12 protein-coding genes are annotated in these 20,853 nt (G+C 73.0%); 10 read left to right on the top strand and 2 right to left on the bottom strand.

Annotated features, from left to right (window positions below):
- The first annotated feature begins 39 nt into the window (after nt 1–39).
- The 7 genes from trpB (at nt 40) to IH54_RS0125885 (ending at nt 11,419) form a co-directional block, all read left to right on the top strand.
- Nucleotides 40–1,296: a tryptophan synthase subunit beta gene (trpB, locus tag IH54_RS0125915; protein WP_031521150.1), complete on the top strand. Its 1,257-nt coding sequence runs from the start codon at nt 40–42 to the stop codon at nt 1,294–1,296.
- Nucleotides 1,293–2,111 (top strand): tryptophan synthase subunit alpha, encoded by an 819-nt coding sequence (trpA, locus tag IH54_RS0125910; protein ID WP_031521148.1) that lies wholly within the window; start codon nt 1,293–1,295, stop codon nt 2,109–2,111. The genes trpB and trpA overlap by 4 nt, the downstream gene beginning before the upstream one ends.
- Before the next feature lie 91 nt (nt 2,112–2,202).
- Nucleotides 2,203–3,060 (top strand): DsbA family protein, encoded by an 858-nt coding sequence (locus IH54_RS0125905; protein ID WP_031521146.1) that lies wholly within the window; start codon nt 2,203–2,205, stop codon nt 3,058–3,060.
- Nucleotides 3,061–3,199: 139 nt separating this feature from the next.
- On the top strand, nt 3,200–4,228 hold the full coding sequence (gene lgt / locus IH54_RS0125900) for a prolipoprotein diacylglyceryl transferase (protein WP_031521144.1): 1,029 nt from the start codon (nt 3,200–3,202) through the stop codon (nt 4,226–4,228).
- 116 nt (nt 4,229–4,344) lie between these two features.
- Nucleotides 4,345–5,088 carry a VIT1/CCC1 transporter family protein gene (locus IH54_RS0125895; protein ID WP_031521142.1) on the top strand — a complete coding sequence of 248 codons (744 nt, stop codon included), beginning with the start codon at nt 4,345–4,347 and terminating at the stop codon, nt 5,086–5,088.
- Between the two features lie 327 nt (nt 5,089–5,415).
- Nucleotides 5,416–9,963, top strand: a complete 4,548-nt coding sequence (gltB, locus tag IH54_RS0125890; protein ID WP_031521139.1) for a glutamate synthase large subunit — start codon at nt 5,416–5,418, stop codon at nt 9,961–9,963.
- On the top strand, nt 9,956–11,419 hold the full coding sequence (locus IH54_RS0125885; RefSeq protein WP_031521137.1) for a glutamate synthase subunit beta: 1,464 nt from the start codon (nt 9,956–9,958) through the stop codon (nt 11,417–11,419). The genes gltB and IH54_RS0125885 overlap by 8 nt, the downstream gene beginning before the upstream one ends.
- A gap of 213 nt (nt 11,420–11,632) precedes the next feature.
- On the opposite strand, the gene IH54_RS0125880 is transcribed toward IH54_RS0125885, so the two are convergent.
- A complete protein-coding gene (locus IH54_RS0125880) occupies nt 11,633–12,556 on the bottom strand; it encodes a hypothetical protein (RefSeq protein ID WP_052397868.1) in 924 nt (307 codons plus the stop codon).
- Nucleotides 12,557–12,643: 87 nt separating this feature from the next.
- On the opposite strand from IH54_RS0125880, the gene pepN reads away from it, so the two are divergent.
- From pepN to IH54_RS0125865, 3 genes are all read left to right on the top strand, one after another.
- On the top strand, nt 12,644–15,151 hold the full coding sequence (gene pepN, locus IH54_RS0125875; protein WP_043182226.1) for an aminopeptidase N: 2,508 nt from the start codon (nt 12,644–12,646) through the stop codon (nt 15,149–15,151).
- Between the two features lie 619 nt (nt 15,152–15,770).
- Nucleotides 15,771–17,171 (top strand): pyridoxal phosphate-dependent decarboxylase family protein, encoded by a 1,401-nt coding sequence (locus tag IH54_RS0125870; RefSeq protein ID WP_031521129.1) that lies wholly within the window; start codon nt 15,771–15,773, stop codon nt 17,169–17,171.
- A 39-nt stretch (nt 17,172–17,210) separates the two neighbouring features.
- Nucleotides 17,211–18,848, top strand: coding sequence for a lysine N(6)-hydroxylase/L-ornithine N(5)-oxygenase family protein (locus IH54_RS0125865; RefSeq protein WP_078862519.1), 1,638 nt, complete (start codon nt 17,211–17,213; stop codon nt 18,846–18,848).
- On the opposite strand, the gene IH54_RS0125860 is transcribed toward IH54_RS0125865, so the two are convergent.
- Nucleotides 18,817–20,637, bottom strand: a complete 1,821-nt coding sequence (locus tag IH54_RS0125860) for a bifunctional metallophosphatase/5'-nucleotidase (protein ID WP_031521125.1) — start codon at nt 20,635–20,637, stop codon at nt 18,817–18,819. The genes IH54_RS0125865 and IH54_RS0125860 overlap by 32 nt on opposite strands.
- Nucleotides 20,638–20,853: the final 216 nt, after the last annotated feature.

Here is a 20,853-nt window from a genome sequence, read left to right as displayed (position 1 = left end):
CGCGCGCAGCGCGTACGTACACCTGACCAGGGGACACCCATGCCAGCAGAGCACGACTTCTTCCTCCCCGACCCGGAGGGTCAAATCCCCAGCGCCGAGGGCTACTTCGGCGCGTTCGGCGGCAAGTTCATCCCGGAGGCGCTGGTCGCCGCCGTGGACGAGGTCGCCGCCGAGTACGAGAAGGCGAAGGCGGACCCCGCCTTCGCCGCCGAGCTGAACGACCTCCAGGCCAACTACACCGGCCGGCCGAGCGCGCTCACCGAGGTGCCGCGGTTCGGCGCCGAGGCGGGTGGCGCGCGGGTCTTCCTCAAGCGCGAGGACCTGAACCACACTGGCTCGCACAAGATCAACAACGTGCTGGGCCAGGCCCTGCTCACCAAGCGGATGGGCAAGACCCGGGTCATCGCCGAGACCGGCGCGGGCCAGCACGGCGTGGCCACGGCCACCGCGTGCGCGCTCTTCGGCCTGGAGTGCACGATCTACATGGGCGAGGTCGACACGAAGCGGCAGGCCCTGAACGTGGCGCGGATGCGCATGCTCGGCGCCGAGGTGATCGCCGTCACCTCGGGCAGCCGCACGCTCAAGGACGCCATCAACGAGGCCTTCCGCGACTGGGTCGCCAACGTCGACCGCACCCACTACCTCTTCGGTACGGTCGCCGGGCCGCACCCCTTCCCGGCGCTGGTGCGCGACTTCCACCGGGTGATCGGCGTCGAGGCCCGCCGCCAGCTGCTGGAGCGCACCGGGCGGCTGCCCGACGCGGCGGTGGCCTGCGTCGGCGGCGGCTCCAACGCCATGGGCCTCTTCCACGCCTTCCTGCCGGACGCCGGCGTCCGGCTGGTCGGCTGCGAGCCGGCCGGCCACGGCGTGGCGAGCGGCGAGCACGCGGCGACGCTGACCGCGGGCGAGCCCGGCATCCTGCACGGCTCGCGGTCGTACGTGCTCCAGGACGACGAGGGCCAGATCACCGAGCCGTACTCGATCTCCGCCGGGCTCGACTACCCGGGCGTCGGCCCCGAGCACGCCTACCTCAAGGACACCGGCCGCGCCGAGTACCGCGCGGTGACGGACGACGCGGCCATGCAGGCGCTGCGGCTGCTGTCGCGCACCGAGGGCATCATCCCGGCCATCGAGAGCGCGCACGCGCTGGCCGGCGCGCTGGAGCTGGGCCGCGAGCTGGGCCCGGAGGCCCTGCTCCTGGTCAACCTCTCCGGGCGCGGCGACAAGGACATGGACACGGCGGCCCGCTACTTCGGGCTGTACGACACCGAGAGCGCTGAGGGGGCGGCCAAGTGAGCGGCACGATCGAACTGCTGGACAAGACGCTCGCGGACGCGAAGGCCGAGAACCGCGCCGCGCTGATCGCGTACGTCCCCGCGGGCTTCCCGACCGTCGACGGCGGCATCGAGACGATCAAGGCGGCCTTCGACGGCGGCGCCGACATCGTCGAGGTCGGGCTGCCGCACAGCGACCCGGTGCTGGACGGCCCGGTCATCCAGACCGCCGACGACATCGCGCTGCGCGGCGGCGTCCGGATCGCCGACGTGCTGCGCACGGTGCGCGAGGCGTACGCGGCCACCGGCAAGCCGGTGCTGGTCATGACGTACTGGAACCCGGTCGACCGCTACGGTGCCGAGCGCTTCGCCGCCGAGCTGGCCGAGGCGGGCGGCGCCGGGTGCATCCTGCCCGACCTGCCGGTCGAGGAGTCCGGGACGTGGCGGAAGGCGGCCGCCGAGCACGGTCTCGGGACGGTCTTCGTCGTCGCGCCCTCCAGCCGCGACGAGCGGCTGGCGCGCATCACCGAGGCGGGCTCCGGCTTCGTCTACGCGGCCTCGCTCATGGGCGTGACCGGCACCCGCGCGAGCGTCGGCGAGCAGGCGGCCGACCTGGTGCGGCGCACCCGCGCCACGACCGGCCTGCCGGTGTGCGTCGGGCTCGGGGTGTCGAACGCCGCGCAGGCCGCCGAGGTGGCGGGCTTCGCCGACGGCGTCATCGTCGGATCGGCCTTCGTCAAGCGCGTACTGGACGCCGGTGACGACCTGGCCGCCGGGCTCGCCGCCGTCCGCGCGCTGGCCGCCGAGCTGGCCGAGGGCGTACGCAAGCGGGCCTGACGATCACCCGGGGGAGCGATTCTTGTCACTCCCGCGAGCGAAAAACGGTGGGGGGAGGCGCTGGGCGCATCCCCCCACCGTTGCGCTGGGCGTGAGCGAACGCAATCGAGACGGAAAACGCAGCGCCCGCGAGGCCCTGCGCGAGCAGCGTGCCCGGGAGCAGGCCCGGCAGCGCCGCAAGCGGACCCTGATCGCCGTGGCGGTGGTGGCGGCCGTACTGGGCGTCGGGGCGGTGATCGGGGTCGTGGCCAGCAACCACGGCTCGGGCAGCGGCGCCCTCCCCGGCACCCCTGCTGCCGCGCCCAGCGGCGCCACCGGCGACAACAGCCTGGTGATCCCGGTCGGCGCCGCGGACGCGCCCTCGGTCCTGACGATCTACGAGGACTTCCGCTGCCCGGCGTGCGACGCCTTCGAGAAGCAGTTCACGCCCACCATCCACGCGCTGGAGGACAGCGGGCAGATGCGCACCGATTACCACCTGGTGACGCTCATCGACGGCAACCTCGGCGGCGACGGCTCGCTCAACGCCGCGAACGCCGCGGCCTGCGCCCAGGACGCCGGGAAGTTCCGCGCCTACCACGACGTCCTCTACGACAACCAGCCCGACGAGCAGGACGACAAGTTCGGCGACAAGGACACTCTGCTCTCCCTCGCCGAGAAGGTGCCCGGACTGAAGACGGCCGCCTTCACGTCCTGTGTGAACGACGGCACACACGACAACTGGGTGCGCAAATCCAACGACGCCTTCGGCAAATCCGGGTTCAACTCCACCCCGACCGTGCTGCTGAACGGCAAGAGCGTCTACGGCACCAGCCCCGCGCTCACCCCGGACAGCCTCAAGCAGAGGGTCGCGGACGCCAACAAGGGCAAGCCCGCCGGCACGGCGACGGCCTCCCCCGGCCCGACGGCGACGGCAACACCGACAGGGACCGCGAGCCCGTCGCCGTGAGCCGCCCCGGGCTCCGCGGGCACCGCCCCGGCGGTCACGCGGAGCCGCGGGGGCCCGACGCTGCGCGCCCGGCCGTTATCCAGACGTAGCCGGGCGGGCTGCCGTGTGCGCGTCCGGCACGGTAGCGTCGGACATTGCCATGGAACTCGCATTCATCCCCAGCCCCTCGCACGGCGTCGTCCACCTCGGACCGGTCCCGCTGCGCGGCTACGCGTTCTGCATCATCATCGGCGTCTTCATCGCCGTCTGGTACGGCAACAAGCGCTGGATCGCCCGCGGCGGCAAGGTCGGCACGGTCGCCGACATCGCCGTGTGGGCGGTGCCCTTCGGCCTCGTCGGCGGCCGGCTCTACCACGTGATCACCGACTACGAGCTGTACTTCACCGACGGCAAGGACTGGGTCGACGCCTTCAAGGTGTGGCAGGGCGGCCTGGGTATCTGGGGTGCCATCGCGATGGGCGCGCTGGGCGCCTGGATCGGCTGCCGCCGCCGCGGCATCGCTCTGCCCGCGTACGCCGACGCCATCGCGCCGGGCATCGCCCTCGCGCAGGCCGCGGGCCGCTGGGGCAACTGGTTCAACCAGGAGCTGTACGGCAAGCCCACCACGCTGCCGTGGGGCCTGAAGATCGACGCCGCGCACCGCCCGGACGCCACGCCGGACCTGGTCACGTACCACCCGACCTTCCTGTACGAGTCGCTGTGGTGCGTCGGTGTAGCGCTGCTGGTGATCTGGGCCGACCGCCGCTTCAAGCTCGGGCACGGGCGGGCCTTCGCGCTCTACGTGGCCGCGTACACGGTGGGGCGGTTCTGGATCGAGCACATGCGCGTCGACTACGCGCACCGCATTCTGGGCATGCGTCTCAACGACTGGACGGCGATCGTCGTCTTCGCCGCGGCCGTGGTGTACCTCGTGGTGTCGAGCAGGCTGCGGCCGGGCCGCGAGGCGGTCGTGGAGCCGGGCGCGGACGGTGCCGCGGGCATCAAGGCGGCCGACGTGACCGGCGGGGCCGGAGACGCGGGGGACGCCGGGAAGCCCGCCGCGGACGCCGAGGACGTCTCCGAGCCCGGGACCGAGGCCGGAGCGGGGGCCGACGAGGACACCGAAACCGCCGCCGAGCAGCCGGAAGAGGGCGCGGCGGAACCCGCCGGCAAGCCCGCCGCGGGCTAGTTTTCGCAGGTCAGGGCAGCCTTTCCTTGCTGGCGGAGGGCTGCCGCCCCCCGGTACGGTCGAATCTGTTTCCGGATTCCGCGGCCGTGCGGCCGCGCGGGGGAGGGGTGGACCGTATGACCAGCGCAGCCGTCGAGGACGCCGCCTCCGCCCCGTCCACCCCCTACCACGTACCCCACCACCAGCACCGGGACGTGTCCGGCGGCTGGCTTCGGCCCGCGGTCTTCGGGGCGATGGACGGCCTGGTGTCGAACCTCGCACTGATGACCGGCGTGGCCGGCGGCGATGTGAGTTCGCGCACCGTCGTCGTGACGGGTCTGGCCGGGCTCGCGGCCGGCGCCTTCTCCATGGCCGCCGGGGAGTACACCTCGGTGGCCTCGCAGCGCGAGCTGGTCGAGGCCGAGCTCGCGGTCGAGCGGATCGAGCTGGACCGGCACCCCGAGGACGAGCTGCGCGAGCTGGCCGCGCTGTACGTGTCGCGCGGCGTGGAGCCGGAGCTGGCGCACGAGGTGGCCCGGCAGCTGTCGAAGGACCCCGAGCAGGCGCTGGAGATCCACGCCCGCGAGGAGCTGGGCATCGACCCGGGCGACCTGCCGTCGCCGCTGGTGGCCGCGTCCTCGTCGTTCGTGTCCTTCGCGCTGGGCGCGCTGCTCCCCGTGCTGCCCTACCTGCTGGGCGCGGACGCCCTGTGGCCTGCGGTGCTGCTGGCGCTCGCCGGTCTCTTCGGCTGCGGCGCGGCCGTGGCGCGCGTCACGGCCCGGTCGTGGTGGTACAGCGGTCTGCGGCAGCTGGTCTTGGGTGCGGCGGCCGGTGGAGTTACCTTCGTACTGGGAAGCCTGATCGGCTCCGCCGTCGGCTGACCGAATTCCGTCCGCCGGCACACCCGTAACAAGTCTTGTGTTTCGTGGCCGTTTCAGTCAGCGCCACACCGGGCATCACTCGGTAACCCAACCGGCAGAGCTGCCAGGGCACCCCTCGGCATCGTCGGTAACCCCCGCGGTACGAGGACGGCCCGATATGGCCGCTCCACCCCTTCGGTATGTCCATATGGTGATACTGAGTATCCGGTTCTCGAACACTCGGCCATCATGTAACCTGCACGAAATCGCAGAGGGCCAACGTCGTCCCTGTTGCGCATGCCTGGAGACAGGCGATGCTTTCAAGCCAATGACGACGACGGGAGAGCCATGCGTTCGCGTTCCGCGTTCATGGACGGGCACCCCGCCCCGCAGGGGATGTACGACCCCCGCAACGAGCACGACGCCTGCGGCGTCGGCTTTGTGGCCACCCTCACCGGCGAGGCCAGCCATGCCCTCGTGGAGCAGGCCCTCACCGTCCTGCGCAACCTGGAGCACCGCGGAGCCACCGGCGCCGAGCCCGACACGGGTGACGGCGCGGGCATCCTGCTCCAGGTCCCTGACGCGTTCCTGCGCGACGCCGCCGGCTTCGACCTGCCCGCCGCCGGGCACTACGCGGTCGGCCTGGCGTTCCTCCCCGTCGAGCCGGACGACCGCGTCAAGGCCGTCGACGCCATCGAGCGCATCGCCGCCGAGGAGGGCCTGACCGTCCTCGGCTGGCGCGAGGTCCCGGTCGCCCCGGACATGCTGGGCTCCAGCGCCCGCGCCACCATGCCGTTCTTCTCCCAGCTCTTCGTCGCCGACGCCGACGGTGCCGCGAAGTCCGGCATCGAGCTGGACCGGCCTGCCTTCGTGCTGCGCAAGCGCGCCGAGCGCGAGGCCGAGGTCTACTTCCCGTCGCTGTCCGCGCGCACCCTCGTCTACAAGGGCATGCTCACCACCGGGCAGCTGGAGCCGTTCTTCCCGGACCTGTCCGACCGGCGCACCGCCACCGCCATCGCGCTGGTGCACTCGCGCTTCTCGACGAACACCTTCCCGAGCTGGCCGCTCGCCCACCCGTACCGCTTCGTGGCGCACAACGGCGAGATCAACACCGTCAAGGGCAACCGCAACTGGATGCGCGCCCGCGAGTCGCAGCTGGCCAGCGAGCTGTTCACCGGCGACCTGGAGCGGATCTACCCGATCTGTACGCCCGGCGCGTCCGACACCGCGTCCTTCGACGAAGTCCTCGAGCTGCTGCACCTCGGCGGCCGCTCGCTGCCGCACAGCGTGCTCATGATGATCCCCGAGGCGTGGGAGAACCACGAGTCGATGGACCCCGCCCGGCGGGCGTTCTACCAGTACCACTCCACGCTCATGGAGCCGTGGGACGGCCCGGCGTGCGTCGCCTTCTCCGACGGCTCCGTCGTCGGCGCGGTCCTGGACCGCAACGGTCTGCGCCCCGGCCGCTACTGGGTCACCGACGACGGCCTGGTCGTCCTCGCCTCCGAGTCCGGCGTGCTGGACATCGAGCCCTCCCGCATCGTGCGCAAGGGCCGGCTGCAGCCGGGCCGGATGTTCCTCGTCGACACGGTCACGCACCGTATCGTCGAGGACGACGAGATCAAGGCCGAGATGGCCGCGCAGAACCCGTACGCCGACTGGCTGGACGCCGGCCTGATCGACCTGGCCGACCTGCCCGAGCGCGAGCACATCGTGCACACCCACGCCTCGGTCACCCGCCGCCAGCAGACCTTCGGCTACACCGAGGAGGAGCTGCGCGTCCTGCTCGCGCCCATGGCGCGCACCGGCGCCGAGCCGATCGGCTCGATGGGCACCGACACGCCGATCGCGGCGCTGTCCGACCGGCCGCGGCTGCTCTTCGACTACTTCACCCAGCTCTTCGCGCAGGTCACCAACCCGCCCCTGGACGCGATCCGGGAAGAGCTGGTCACCTCGCTGATCTCCACGATCGGCCCGTCCGGCAACCTGCTGGAGCCCAGCCCGGCGTCCTGTCGCAACATCACGCTGCCCTTCCCCGTGATCGACAACGACGACCTGGCCAAGCTCATCCACGTCAACGCCGACGGCGACATGCCCGGCCTGAAGGCCGCCACGCTCTCCGGCCTCTACCGGGTCACCGGCGGCGGCGAGGCGCTGGCCGCCCGGCTCGCCGAGATCTGCGCCGAGGCGGACGCCGCGATCGAGGACGGCGCCCGGCTGATCGTGCTGTCCGACCGGCACTCCGACGCCGAGCACGCGCCGATCCCGTCGCTGCTGCTCACCTCCGCGGTGCACCACCACCTCATCCGCACCAAGCAGCGCACCCAGGTGGGCGTGCTGGTCGAGGCCGGCGACGTCCGTGAGGTCCACCACGTCGCGCTCCTGATCGGCTACGGCGCCGCGGCCGTCAACCCGTACCTGGCCATGGAGTCCGTCGAGGACCTGGTCGCCGCGGGGACCTTCCTGGACGGCATCGAGCCCGAGGCCGCGATGCGCAACCTCATCAAGGCGCTCGGCAAGGGCGTCCTGAAGGTCATGTCCAAGATGGGCATCTCCACCGTGGCCTCCTACCGCGGTGCCCAGGTCTTCGAGGCCGTCGGCCTGGACAGCGACTTCGTGGACACCTACTTCCACCTCACCGACACCAAGATCGGCGGCGCGGGCATCGACGTCGTCGCCGCCGAGGTCGCCGCCCGGCACGCCAAGGCCTACCCGGTCTCCGGCATCCAGGCCGCGCACCGCCGGCTGGAGATCGGCGGCGAGTACCAGTGGCGCCGCGAGGGCGAGCCGCACCTGTTCGACCCCGACACGGTCTTCCGGCTGCAGCACGCCACCCGCACCCGGCGCTACGACATCTTCAAGCAGTACACCGGCCGGGTGAACGAGCAGTCCGAGCGCCTCATGACGCTGCGCGGCCTGTTCGGCCTGTCCTCCGACCGGCAGCCCGTGCCGCTGGACGAGGTCGAGCCGGTCTCCGAGATCGTCAAGCGCTTCTCCACCGGCGCGATGTCGTACGGCTCGATCTCCCGCGAGGCGCACGAGACGCTCGCCATCGCGATGAACCAGCTCGGCGGCAAGTCCAACACCGGCGAGGGCGGCGAGGACCCGGACCGGCTGTACGACCCGGCCCGGCGCAGCGCCATCAAGCAGGTCGCCTCCGGCCGCTTCGGCGTCACCTCGGAGTACCTGGTCAACGCGGACGACATCCAGATCAAGATGGCCCAGGGCGCCAAGCCCGGCGAGGGCGGCCAGCTGCCCGGCCACAAGGTCTACCCGTGGGTCGCCACCACCCGGCACTCCACCCCGGGCGTCGGCCTGATCTCCCCGCCGCCGCACCACGACATCTACTCCATCGAGGACCTCGCCCAGCTGATCCACGACCTGAAGAACGCCAACCCGAAGGCGCGCATTCACGTCAAGCTGGTCTCCGAGGTCGGCGTCGGCACCGTCGCCGCGGGCGTCAGCAAGGCGCACGCCGACGTGGTGCTGATCTCCGGCCACGACGGCGGCACCGGCGCCTCGCCGCTCACCTCGCTCAAGCACGCGGGCGGCCCCTGGGAGCTGGGCCTGGCCGAGACGCAGCAGACGCTGCTGCTCAACGGGCTGCGCGACCGCATCGTCGTGCAGACCGACGGCCAGCTCAAGACCGGCCGCGACGTCGTCATCGCCGCGCTGCTCGGCGCCGAGGAGTTCGGCTTCGCGACCGCGCCGCTGGTCGTCTCCGGCTGCGTCATGATGCGGGTGTGCCACCTGGACACCTGCCCGGTCGGCGTCGCCACGCAGAACCCGGTGCTGCGCGACCGCTTCTCCGGCAAGCCGGAGTTCGTGGTCAACTTCTTCGAGTTCATCGCCGAGGAGGTCCGCGAGCTGCTCGCCGAGCTGGGCTTCCGCAGCATCGAGGAGGCCGTCGGCCACGCCGAGGTCATCGACGCCGGCCGCGCCGTGGACCACTGGAAGGCCCAGGGCCTGGACCTCGCCCCGCTGCTGCACGTGCCGGACCTGCCCGAAGGCGCCGTCCGGCACCGCATCACCGAGCAGGACCACGGCCTGGCCAAGGCGCTGGACAACGAGCTGATCAAGCTCGCCGCCGACGCCCTGGACAGCGGCGCCCCGGTCCGCGCGCAGGTCGCCATCCGCAACGTCAACCGCACGGTCGGCACCATGCTCGGCCACGAGGTGACGAAGAAGTACGGCGGCGCGGGCCTGCCCGAGGGCACCATCGACATCACCTTCACCGGCTCCGCGGGCCAGTCCTTCGGCGCGTTCCTGCCCAAGGGCATCACCCTGCGGCTGGAGGGCGACGCCAACGACTACGTCGGCAAGGGCCTGTCCGGCGGCCGGGTCGTCGTCCGGCCCGACCGCGGCGCCGACCACCTCGCCGAGTACAGCACCATCGCGGGCAACACCATCGCCTACGGCGCCACCGGCGGCGAGCTGTTCCTGCGCGGCCGCACCGGCGAGCGGTTCTGCGTCCGCAACTCCGGCGCGACCGTCGTCTCCGAGGGCGTGGGCGACCACGGCTGCGAGTACATGACCGGCGGCCGGGCCGTCGTCCTCGGCCCGACCGGGCGGAACTTCGCGGCCGGCATGTCCGGCGGTATCGCCTACGTCCTGGACCTGGACCCGGCGGCCGTCAACCGCGGCATGGTCGAGATCGAGGCGCTGGACGCCGACGACATCACGTGGCTGCACGACGTGGTGCGCCGCCACGCAGAGGAGACCGGCTCCACGGTCGCCGAGCGGCTGCTCGCCGACTGGGGCGGCGCCCTCACCCGCTTCGGCAAGGTCATGCCGAGGGACTACAAGGCAGTGCTCGCCGCCAAGAACGCCGCCGAGCAGGCCGGACTCTCCGAGTCCGAGACCACCGCGAAGATGATGGAGGCGGCAAATGGCTGACCCCAAGGGCTTCCTCACCACCGGCCGCGAGGGCGCGCCCACCCGCCCGGTCGAGGAGCGCAAGCAGGACTGGAACGAGGTCTACGTCCCCGGCGGGCTGCTGCCGATCATCACCAAGCAGGCCGGCCGCTGCATGGACTGCGGCATCCCGTTCTGCCACAACGGCTGCCCCCTCGGGAACCTGATCCCCGAGTGGAACGACTACGCCTACCGCGAGGACTGGAAGGCCGCCTCCGAGCGGCTGCACGCCACCAACAACTTCCCGGAGTTCACCGGGCGGCTGTGCCCGGCGCCCTGCGAGTCGGCGTGCGTACTCGGCATCAACCAGCCGGCCGTCACCATCAAGAACGTCGAAGTCACCATCATCGACAAGGCGTGGGACGCCGGTGACGTCACGCCGCAGCCGCCCGAGCGGCTGTCCGGCAAGACCGTCGCCGTCATCGGCTCGGGCCCCGCAGGCCTGGCCGCCGCCCAGCAGCTCACCCGCGCCGGGCACACCGTCGCGGTGTACGAGCGGGCCGACCGCATCGGCGGACTGCTGCGCTACGGCATCCCCGAGTTCAAGATGGAGAAGCGGCACATCAACCGGCGCATCGAGCAGATGCGCGCGGAGGGCACCAAGTTCCGCACCGGCGTGCAGATCGGCACCGACCTGGACGCGGCGAAGCTCGCCAAGCGGTACGACGCCGTCGTCATCGCGGCCGGCGCGACCGTCTCCCGCGACCTCCCCGCCGAGGGCCGCGAACTGGCCGGCGTGCACTACGCCATGGAGTACCTGCCGCTGGCCAACAAGGTGCAGGAGGGCGACTTCGTGACGTCCCCCATCACCGCCGAGGGCAAGCACGTCGTGGTCATCGGCGGCGGCGACACCGGCGCGGACTGCGTGGGCACCGCCCACCGCCAGGGCGCGCTGTCGGTCACCCAGCTGGAGATCATGCCGCGCCCCTCCGACGACCGCCCCGCCGGCCAGCCCTGGCCGACGATGCCGGCCGTCTACAAGGTCACCTCCGCGCACGAGGAGGGCGGCGAGCGGGTCTACTCGGTCAACACGGTGAAGTTCACCGGCGACGCCGATGGCAACGTCCGCGAGCTGCACCTGGTCGAGGTCGTGTTCCAGGACGGCAGGTTCGTCCCCCAGGAGGGCACCGAGCGCGTCATCCCGGCCGACCTGGTCACCCTCGCGATGGGCTTCACCGGCACCGACCAGTCCAACGGCCTGGTCGACCAGCTCGGGCTCCAGCTCGACGCCCGCGGCAACATCGCCCGTGACGCGAACTACGCGACCAACGTCGACGGCGTCTTCGTCGCCGGCGACGCGGGCCGCGGCCAGTCCCTCATCGTCTGGGCCATCGCCGAGGGCCGCTCCGCGGCGAAGTCGGTCGACGCGTACCTGACCGGACTCCCCTCGGCCCTCCCCTCCCCGATCCGCCCGACGGACCGGCCCCTGACCGTCTGACGGTCCCCCGCCTGTCCCGCACAACGACGTGCGGTGCAGTAACACCACAGCGCCCACCCTTCCCCGACCACGGAGGTGGGCGCTGTGCGTTGTTTCCGGGGGCGCTGCGGGGGGCGTGGTGCGGTGTCCCGCGCGACCGGCCCCTCACCGGCAGAAGACCGCGACGCCTACCGCAAGAGGCACCCCCGGAAGCGGCCCCCGAAAAGCAGAAGCTCACGTGTCGAGCGCCAGCTCCGCCCCGCACAGCGTGCACCTGGCCCGCACCCGGCCCCGGCAGGGCAGGCGGAGGCGCTGGAAGCAGTGCGGGCAGGGGAAGGAGACCTTGACGCCCGAGGGGTCGGAGGAGAAGGCGTACCCCGGGCCGGAGGCCAGGGCGCGGCGGTCGCGGGTGTAGCGGCGGCGGGCGGTCCAGCCCGCGGCGGCGAGGGGGGCGGCGCGCAGGTCCTCGATGTGGCGGTCGCGGCCCGCGCGGTAGGCGTCGACGGCCTGCGGGGAGCGGAACCACGGCTCGGGGTCCTCCGCGAAGGCCGCGCCCCGCTTGGCGAGGACGTAGCCGAACTCCTCCGGCGTGAGGTAGCCCAGCTTGTACGCGGCCCGTGTGACCCGGTCGCCGACGACCGCCGCGTCCTCGCGGTATGCGTCGAGCAGCAGCCACCCCGCCCCGAGGTACGTGGCAGCGGTGTCCGTGAGGATCTCGTTGTCGCGGGTGCCGGGCAGCGAGAGCCCGAGCCGGTGCAGGTAGACGTGCATGACCTCGTGCGCGAGGGCCGCGGCCACGTCCCGCCGGTCGGCCTTGAACCGGGCGTGCAGCTCGATGAAGTACTCGGGCCCGGCGGCCAGTTCGACGTTCCCGGCGTGGACCATGTCGCGGAAGCTCACGACCATCCGCGCGTCCGGCAGCCGGAAGTGCTGCACCATCACCTTCGCGACGCGCTGCACGCCGAGGTAGAGGTCCTCCTCCGCGGGGAACGCGGCGAGTTCGGGGTGCACGCTGGCGGCGAAGCGCCGTACGCCGTCCCCGGAGAGCCGCCGGTGGAGCGCGGCGAGCGCGGTCCGTACGGTGTCCAGGTGCGGGAAGCCGTGCACGATCGGCCCGCCCCCCGTGCCCTGCTCCGTCTCCTCGGCGTACCCGGCCATGGCCACCTCCCCCTACGCCGACGAGCCTACGCGCCGGAGCACCGCGGCGCTTACCGGGCGGCGGCCCGGTAGGGCAGCATGAGCCGCATGCCTGTTCTGACCCACGCCGAGGCCGAGACCCGTGCCCGCGACCTGACCGTCATCCACTACGCGCTCGACCTCGACCTCACCCGCGGGGACGAGGTGTTCGGCTCGACGGCCGTGATCCGGTTCGAGGCCCGGCGCGACTGCGACACCTTCGCCGAGATCCGCCCCGCCGCCCTGCGCCGCGTCGTCCTCGACGGCCGCGCGCTCGACCCGGCGCTGCTGGACGACAACCGGCTGCCGCTGGCGGGCCTGGCCGCGGGCGAGCACGAGCTGACGGTCGAGGCGGACATGCCGTACTCGCGCACCGGCGAGGGCATGCACCGCTTCACCGACCCGGCGGACGGCGAGGCATACGTCCACAGCCAGCTGTTCATGAACGACATGCAGCAGGTCGCCGCGTCCTTCGACCAGCCGGACCTGAAGGCGGTCTTCGACGTCACCGTGACCGCCCCGCCCCAGTGGACGGTGCTCGGCAACGGCGTCGCGACCCGTACCGCGCCGGGCCGCTGGCAGCTCGCGACGACCCCGCCGCTGGCGACGTACTTCGTGGCGGTCGCCGCCGGGCCGTGGCACTCGGTGCGCACCGAGCACGCCGGGCTGCCGTTCGGCCTGCACTGCCGCCGCTCGCTCGCGCCGCACCTGGACCGGGACGCGGCCGCGCTGTTCGACATCACCCGTCGCTGCTTCGACCGCTACCACGAGCTGTTCGACGAGCCCTACCCGTACGACTCCTACGACCAGGCGTTCGTGCCGGAGTTCAACGCGGGCGCGATGGAGAACCCCGGGCTCGTCACCTTCCGCGAGGCGTACCTGCCGCGCTCGGCGGTCACGCCCGCCGAGGAGCAGTTCCGCGCGGTGGTGATCGCGCACGAGATGGCGCACATGTGGTTCGGCGACCTCGTCACGCTGCGCTGGTGGGACGACATCTGGCTGAACGAGTCCTTCGCCGAGTACATGGGCTTCCAGGTGCTCTCGGAGGCGACGTCCTTCACGGGCACGTGGACGGACTTCGCCGTCGCCCGCAAGGCGTGGGGCTACGACGCCGACCAGCGGCCCTCGACGCACCCGGTCGCGCCCGACCCGGCGGACGTGCCCGACACCGCGTCCGCGCTCAACAACTTCGACGGCATCTCGTACGCCAAGGGCGCCTCCGCGCTGCGGCAGCTCGTCACCTGGCTCGGCCCCAAGGCCTTCACCGCAGGGCTCAACACGCACTTCGCCCGGCACCGCTTCGGCAACGCCGACCTCGCCGACTTCATCGACTCCCTCGGCAGCGCGACCGACCGCGACGTCCCCGCGTGGGCCGCGGCCTGGCTGCGCACCTCGGGCGTCGACACCCTCACCCCCGACACGCCGCCCGGCGCGCCCGAGGGGTTCTGGCGGCTGGAGATCCGGCACCGCGGCACCCGCCCGCACCGCGTCGGCGTCGGACTGTACGACCGGGCCGTCGCCGACCCCGGCACGCTGGTGCTGCGCGAGCGCCTCACGGTGGACGTCGCCGCCGGGTCGGTCGGCGAGCACCACGACCTGTCCGGGCCGCGGCCCGACCTCATCCTGCTCAACGACGGCGACCTCACGTACACCAAGGTCCACTTCGACCCGCAGTCGTGGGAGACGCTGCGCGACACCCTCGGCGGGCTGCCCGACCCGCTCGGGCGGGCCGTCGCCTGGAACGCCGCGCGCACCCTCGTACGCGACGGGGGCCTGCCGCCCGCGGACTACCTCGCCCTTGCCGCCGCCCACCTGCCGGGCGAGCCGGAGCCCGCGATCGTCGAGGCCGTCCTCACCTTCGCCCGCACCCTGGTCGCCGACCGGTACCTCTCCCCGGACGCCCGCCCGGCGGCGCTGCGCACGCTGGGCGCGATCGCCCGGCAGCTCCTCGCGGCAGGCCTCGACGGCACGCGCCTGACCGCGACCCGCACGCTGGTCGACTGCGCGTACGACGAGGAGTCCGTGGCGGAGCTGCGCGGCTGGTACGACGGCGGCGAGATCCCCGGCGGCGCGCCGCTCGACCCCGAGCTGCGCTGGCGCATGCTGCTGCGGCTGGCCGTGCTCGGGGCGGCGTCGGCCGCCGAGATCGACGCGGCGCTGGCCGCCGACCCGAGCGCGACGGGCCTCGAGGGCGCCGCCCGCTGCCGCGCCGCCCTCCCCTCGGCCGAGGCCAAGGCCGCGGCGTGGGAGGCGATGTTCACCGACGACACGCTGTCGAACTACCTCTTCGCGGCCCACGCGCAGGGCTTCTGGCAGCCCGAGCACGCCGATCTGACCGCGGACTACGTGGCCCGCTACTTCGCGGACGCCCCGCCGCTCGCCGCCCGCCGCGGCACGGCGATCGCCTCGGAGGCGGGGAGGACGGCGTTCCCCTCGACGGCGGTCTCGACGCAGACCCTGGAGCTGGGCCGCGAGTGCCTCACCTCGACGGGCCTGACGCCCGCGTTGGCGCGGTCCCTGTCTGACCGCCTCGACGACCTGGCCCGCACCCTGCGCGTCCGCGGGGGCGCGGCCTGACTCCGCGGTGGGGGTGGCCCGAGTCGGCGCTCCGGGCTGCCCCTTCCGCCGAAGGCGGGTCCTTGCGGTGGGCGGGTGGCCGAGCGGGCAGTTCTCCCCCAGAGCTTCGCCTGGGAGAAACGCCCGCGCGCCCCTGAAACGAGTGCCCTCCCCCGCAGCAGCCCCCGCTGCAGGAACAACGGGTGCCCTCGCCCCGCACACATCACCCCCACCGGCAGGCAGCCGCCAACGATGCCGGAGGGGGACGGTGCGGGGTGCCCCCGCAGGAATGCGCATCGAGGCCCTTGCCGAATACGGGAGAGGTCGGACGCGCATTCCGAGGAGGTGCCCCGTGCCGGCCGGCACCCGACCCACACCGCACGGAGTGCGCGATGCCCCGCCGGGCAACCAAAGGGGCGCGTGGGGGCATCTCCCAGGCGAAGCCCTGGGGGAGAACTGCGCGAGCAACCCCCCACGCGCAGAAGGTCGCGTAAAGCACCTCCAGGCGCACCCCGGGGCGACCCGGATCAGCCCCCACGGGCGAAAGAGCGCGGGCACCACCGCAAAACGCACCGCGCAGCGAACCGTACCGCCGCACGCAGTGGCTCGTTGGGCTCTCCGGGAGAGAGGACGGGTCCAGATGGAGATGCCCGCGCTGGCCGGAGGCCGGCACGGGGCCGCGGAACTGCGGCCGCTGGTCGAGACGGTGCTGGCAGCGTTGGAGGAGGGCGCGGCGGCGCGGGGCGGGCCGGTGCCGGCCGGGGGGCCGGGGGAGACGGCGCGGCGGGTCGCGGGGGCGATGGGGCGGCCGATGCAGGGGCACGGGACGGGCGCGCACGAGGCGCTGCACACGCTCGTACGGGAGATGGCGCGGGGCGCGGCGGACCCGGCGGACGCGTACTGCGCCGCCCATCTGCACTGCCCGCCCCTCGCGCTCGCGGCAGCCGCGGAACTGGGGGCGGCGGCGCTGAACCCGTCGCTGGACTCCTGGGACCAGGCGCCCGCGGCGACGGAGATCGAGGGGCGGGCCGCGGCGGTGCTGGGCGCGCTGGTCTACCCGGACCTGCCCGCGCCGGACGCGCTCATGACCACCGGCGGTACGGAGTCGAACCAGCTCGCCCTGCTGCTGGCCCGGGAGCGGGCGGCGGGGGGCCCGCGCGTGCAGGTGGTGTGCGGGGCCAACGCGCACCACAGCGTGCAGCGCGCGGCCTGGCTGCTGGGCCTGCCCAAGCCGATCGCCGTGGACACGCCCGCGGGCGTGCTGGACCCGGCAGCGGTGGACGCCGCCCTCGACGAACTGCCCGGCCGCGCCCTGCTCGTCGCGACCGCGGGAACGACGGACACCGGGGCCATCGACCCGCTGCCGCAGCTCGCCCAGACCGCCGCGCGGCACGGCGCGGAGCTGCACGTGGACGCGGCCTACGGCGGGCCGCTGCTCTTCAGCCGGCACGAGGCGGGCAAGCTCGACGGGCTCCAGTCGGCGGTCTCCGTCACCCTCGACCTGCACAAGCTGGGGTGGCAGCCGGTCGCCGCGGGCCTGCTGGCCGTGCCGGACGGCGCCGCCCTGCGCCCGCTCGGCCACCAGGCCGACTATCTGAACGCCGCCGACGACACCGAGGCCGGCATGCCCGACCTGCTGGGCCGCTCGCTGCGGACGACCCGCCGCCCGGACGTGCTCAAGATCGCCGTCACGCTGCGGGCGCTCGGCCGCGAGGGCATGGCGGCCCTGGTCGACGCGGTGTGCGGGCACGCCCGGGAGCTCGCCGCGGCGGTGGAGCGCCACCCGGACCTGGAGCTGTACGCGCAGCCCACGATCAGCACCGTCCTCTTCCGCCCCGCGGGCGCCGGCGACGAGCAGGTGGCGGCGCTGCGCCGGGAGCTGATGTACGAGGGCCGGGCGGTACTCGGCCGCGCCACCGTGGACGGCCGGCTGTGGCTCAAGGCGACCCTGCTCAACCCGCACATCCGCCCGCAGGACCTGGACGCCCTGCTCCGCCTGGTGACCGACGCGCACACCCGGCGGGCGCAGGAGCTGTCCTGACCCGCCGGGCGCTGCACCACGGAAGGAAGGCCCAGTCCGATGAACGCCCCGACCCCGCAGCCCGCGGAGCCCGACCCCACCCCCGGCCCGCACCGGGCCGCGCCCCCCGAGCCCGCGCCCCCCGGGCCCGCCGCCCTCGCCCCGCCCGCGCCGGACCGGCCCCCGTACGCCGCCCCCGCCCCCGAGTACGCCGCGGCCCCGCAGCAAGCCCCTGACCAGCAAGCCCCCGACCAGCCGACAGACCAGCCGGCCCCCGACCAGGAAGACCCCGAGCCCTTCGACCTGCTCGGGATCGGGGTCGGGCCCTTCAACCTCTCGCTCGCCGCCCTCGCCGACGCCGTACCGGGCCTGACCGCCGCCTTCTACGACCAGCGCCAGGCCTTCCACTGGCACCCGGGGCTGCTGGTGGACGGCGCCACCCTGCAAGTGCCCTTCCTCGCCGACCTGGTGACCCTCGTCGACCCGGCGAGCCGCTGGTCGTTCCTGAACCACCTCAAATCCCGCGAGCGGCTCTTCCCCTTCTACTTCGCCGAGCGCTTCCACATCCACCGCGCCGAGTACGACGCCTACTGCCGCTGGGTCGCCGACGCCCTGCCGTCCACGCACTTCGGGCAGCAGGTCGACACGGTCCGCTGGGATCCGGGGCACGCCCGCTTCGAGGTCGACCACACCCAGCTCGACGCACGCGGCGAGGCCGAGGCGCTGGGCCGCACGTACGCCCGGCACCTGGTGCTCGGCGTAGGCACCGCCCCGTACGTCCCCGAGCCGCTGCGGCCGCTCGCGGAGGCGCCGACCGTGCCCGTCGTGCACTCGGCGGAGTACGTCCCGCAGCGCGAGCGGCTGCTCGCGGCCGAGCACGTCACGGTGATCGGCTCGGGGCAGTCCGGCGCCGAGGTCTTCCTCGACCTGCTGCGGTCGCGGCCGGTGGGGCGGGAGGCGATCACCTGGCTGGCCCGTACCCCCGCGTTCGCGCCGATGGAGTACAGCCGGCTCGGCCTGGAGCACTTCACCCCGGATTACACGCGGTACTTCCACGCCCTGGCCGAGCCGGTGCGCGACGGGCTCCTGCCGCGGCAGTGGCAGCTGCACAAGGGCATCGACACCGAGACGATCACCGCGATCCACGACGAGCTCTACCGCCGCACCCTCGACGGCGGCTGGCCGGACGCGGTGCTCACGCCCGGGGTGAGCGTGCGCACGGCCGGGCGGATCGGCACCACCGCGATCGAACTGCACCTGGAGCACCCCGAGCAGGGCACCCGCAGCCGGCTGGTGACCAACGCCGTGGTGCTGGCGACCGGCTACCGCGAGCGCCCGCTCGACCAGCTGCTCGCCCCGCTGGAGGACCGGCTGCTGCGCGACGCCTCGGGCCGGCCGCGGGTGGACGCGCGGCACCGGCTGGAGCTGGACCGTTCGGTGACCGGCCGGATCTACGTGCAGAACGCCGAGCGCCACACCCACGGCGTCGGCGCCCCGGACCTGGGCCTGGCCGCGTGGCGCTCGGCGGTGATCCTCAACGACCTGACCGCGCTGCTGGCCGGCACCGAGTACTACCCGCTGCCGGCCAGGACCGCCTTCACCACGTTCGGCCTCGGCGACCCCGCCCGCACCCGCGCCGGGGGAGGGGCCGCCGGGGCGGAGTCGGCTATGCGAACACCGGCACTCCGGCGCGGGTGAGCCGCCACTGGTCGGCCGGGAAGGACGCCGGGTCGATGCCGCCGTGCGCCCGGACCCACGCGATGATCGTGTTGCGGATCTCGTCGGAGTTGGACCACACCGACTGCGCCGCGGCCACGTGCGGGTAGTTGCTGCCGCCGCTGGAGCGGTAGTTGTTGACGGCGAGCACGAACTGCGCCGCCGGGTCGACCGGCTGCCCGCCCGCGGTGAGGTTCACGATGCGCGAGCCGGCCGGCTGGGCGATGTCGATGTCGTACGACAGCCCGCTGAGCACGTCGTAGCTGAAGTCGGGCGTGTTGTTGGCGTTGGTGAGCTTCGCCGGGTCGACGGGCGCGTCCGGCGCGGTCTGCACGAAGTAGGCCGCGGACCACTCCAGGTAGTCCTTGACCTGGGCGCCGGTGAGGATCTTGGCGTCCAGGGTGTTCTCGTAGACGTACAGGCCCGCGACGTCCCGCAGCGAGACCTGGCCGGCCGGGATCGCGGCGGTGCGGGAGAAGGGCGAGGCCTCGGAGATCACCGGCAGGTCGGCGTACTGGGTGCCCGCCAGCGCGGCCTTGACGGTGTCGGCCTGGACCAGGTTGAGGAAGTCGATGATCGGCGTGTCCTTGTACGTGGACTGCGCCGCGGACATCGCGACGGTGCAGGTGCCGATGATCTGGTTGACATAAGCGACGACCTTCTGGTGCTCGTCCCGGACCAGGCGCGCCACCTGCGGGTCCTCGGCGACGGTGTTGGCGTTGCGCACCTCGGCGGTGACCGAGGAGACGTGCCAGCGGCCGCGCTCGAAGGTGAGGTCGATGTCGAAGACCGACAGCCGCATGCCCCAGTACAGCGGCTCGGACAACACGACGGTCTTCCCGGTCTCCTCGTTGACGACCAGGGTCTGCGGCCGCTCGACGTGGGTGTGGCCGACCAGGATCGCGTCGATGCCCGGCACCTGCGCGGCGACCTGCGAGGACGCGTTCTCCGGGTAGGGCACGGCGTCGCCGTACGTGGTGCCGCCGTCCAGGCCCGAGTGGTCGGTGCAGATCACCACGTCGCAGCCGAGGGCCCGCAGCTTCGGGACGTATACCTTCGCCTGCTCCACCAGGCCCGGGAAGGCCATCTTGCCCTGCACGTTGGCCTTGTCCCACACCGCGATGCCGGGGTTGGTCAGGCCCAGGATCCCGACCTTGACCGGCGGCAGGCCCGGTACCTTCAGCTCCTTGACCAGGTAGGGCGGGAAGGCGGGCTTGAGCGTCTTGGCGTCGACGGCGTTGGCGGCCAGCAGCGGGAAGTCGCACTGTTCCTGGAAGGCGCGCAGCAGCGGGATGCCGTAGTTGAACTCGTGGTTGCCGAGCGCGGCGGCGTCGTACTTCATGTGGTTCATGGCCAGCGCCATCGGGTGCTGCGGGCCCGTGCGCGCGCCGGTGATGGGCTCCACGCGGGCGAAGTAGTACGACAGCTGGGTGCCCTGGATGATGTCGCCGGCGTCGATCAGCAGCGTGCGGTCGTGGCCCTTCTCGGCGCGGGCCTGCTCGACGAGGGTGGCGATCTTGGCGAGGCCGACGTCGTTGTGGGTGGCGTCGTCGTACTCGGCGTTCGTGAAGTAGTCCCAGTTCAGGGCATGGCCGTGCAGGTCGGTGGTGCCGAGGACGCGCAGCCCGAAGGTCTTCTGCCGCCCGTGGCCCTCGCCGGCCTCCGCGGCCTGCGCGGGGGCGGCGGCGACCGCGCCCGCGGCGCCCGCGAGCGCGACGCCGGCGCCGGTGGCGGCCGAGCGGTTGATGAAGTCCCTGCGGTTGAGCGGCATGTCGTTCTCCTTGACGGTTCGCGGGCGCTGAAGCACAACGCGCGTAGATTGTGGACCAACGACAGGCCGGAGCAACAGGCCTTGCAGGTTAACTACTGTTGTCGTCGCGACCGGGGTGCTCATCCGAGCGGCCCCCCGCACACTTCGAAAGTTGTCAACAACCGTTAATTCAGCTGTCGTTGGGCAGTTGCCCGTAGAGGCCACGACTACCAACCG

This window comes from Streptomyces sp. NRRL F-5123 (assembly GCF_000721495.1).
Classification (GTDB): Bacteria; Actinomycetota; Actinomycetes; order Streptomycetales; family Streptomycetaceae; genus Actinacidiphila.
This window is presented reverse-complemented; position numbering and strand designations above follow the sequence as displayed.

What these genes read in the sequence shown, in the direction of transcription:
- trpB (WP_031521150.1), top strand. Translation starts at nt 40, where the DNA reads ATGCCAGCAGAGCACGACTTCTTCCTCCCCGACCCGGAGGGTCAAATC.
- lgt (WP_031521144.1), top strand. Translation starts at nt 3,200, where the DNA reads ATGGAACTCGCATTCATCCCCAGCCCCTCGCACGGCGTCGTCCACCTC.
- IH54_RS0125895 (WP_031521142.1), top strand. Translation starts at nt 4,345, where the DNA reads ATGACCAGCGCAGCCGTCGAGGACGCCGCCTCCGCCCCGTCCACCCCC.
- gltB (WP_031521139.1), top strand. Translation starts at nt 5,416, where the DNA reads ATGCGTTCGCGTTCCGCGTTCATGGACGGGCACCCCGCCCCGCAGGGG.
- IH54_RS0125885 (WP_031521137.1), top strand. Translation starts at nt 9,956, where the DNA reads ATGGCTGACCCCAAGGGCTTCCTCACCACCGGCCGCGAGGGCGCGCCC.
- IH54_RS0125880 (WP_052397868.1), bottom strand. Translation starts at nt 12,556, where the DNA reads ATGGCCGGGTACGCCGAGGAGACGGAGCAGGGCACGGGGGGCGGGCCG.
- pepN (WP_043182226.1), top strand. Translation starts at nt 12,644, where the DNA reads ATGCCTGTTCTGACCCACGCCGAGGCCGAGACCCGTGCCCGCGACCTG.
- IH54_RS0125870 (WP_031521129.1), top strand. Translation starts at nt 15,771, where the DNA reads ATGGAGATGCCCGCGCTGGCCGGAGGCCGGCACGGGGCCGCGGAACTG.
- IH54_RS0125865 (WP_078862519.1), top strand. Translation starts at nt 17,211, where the DNA reads ATGAACGCCCCGACCCCGCAGCCCGCGGAGCCCGACCCCACCCCCGGC.
- IH54_RS0125860 (WP_031521125.1), bottom strand. Translation starts at nt 20,637, where the DNA reads ATGCCGCTCAACCGCAGGGACTTCATCAACCGCTCGGCCGCCACCGGC.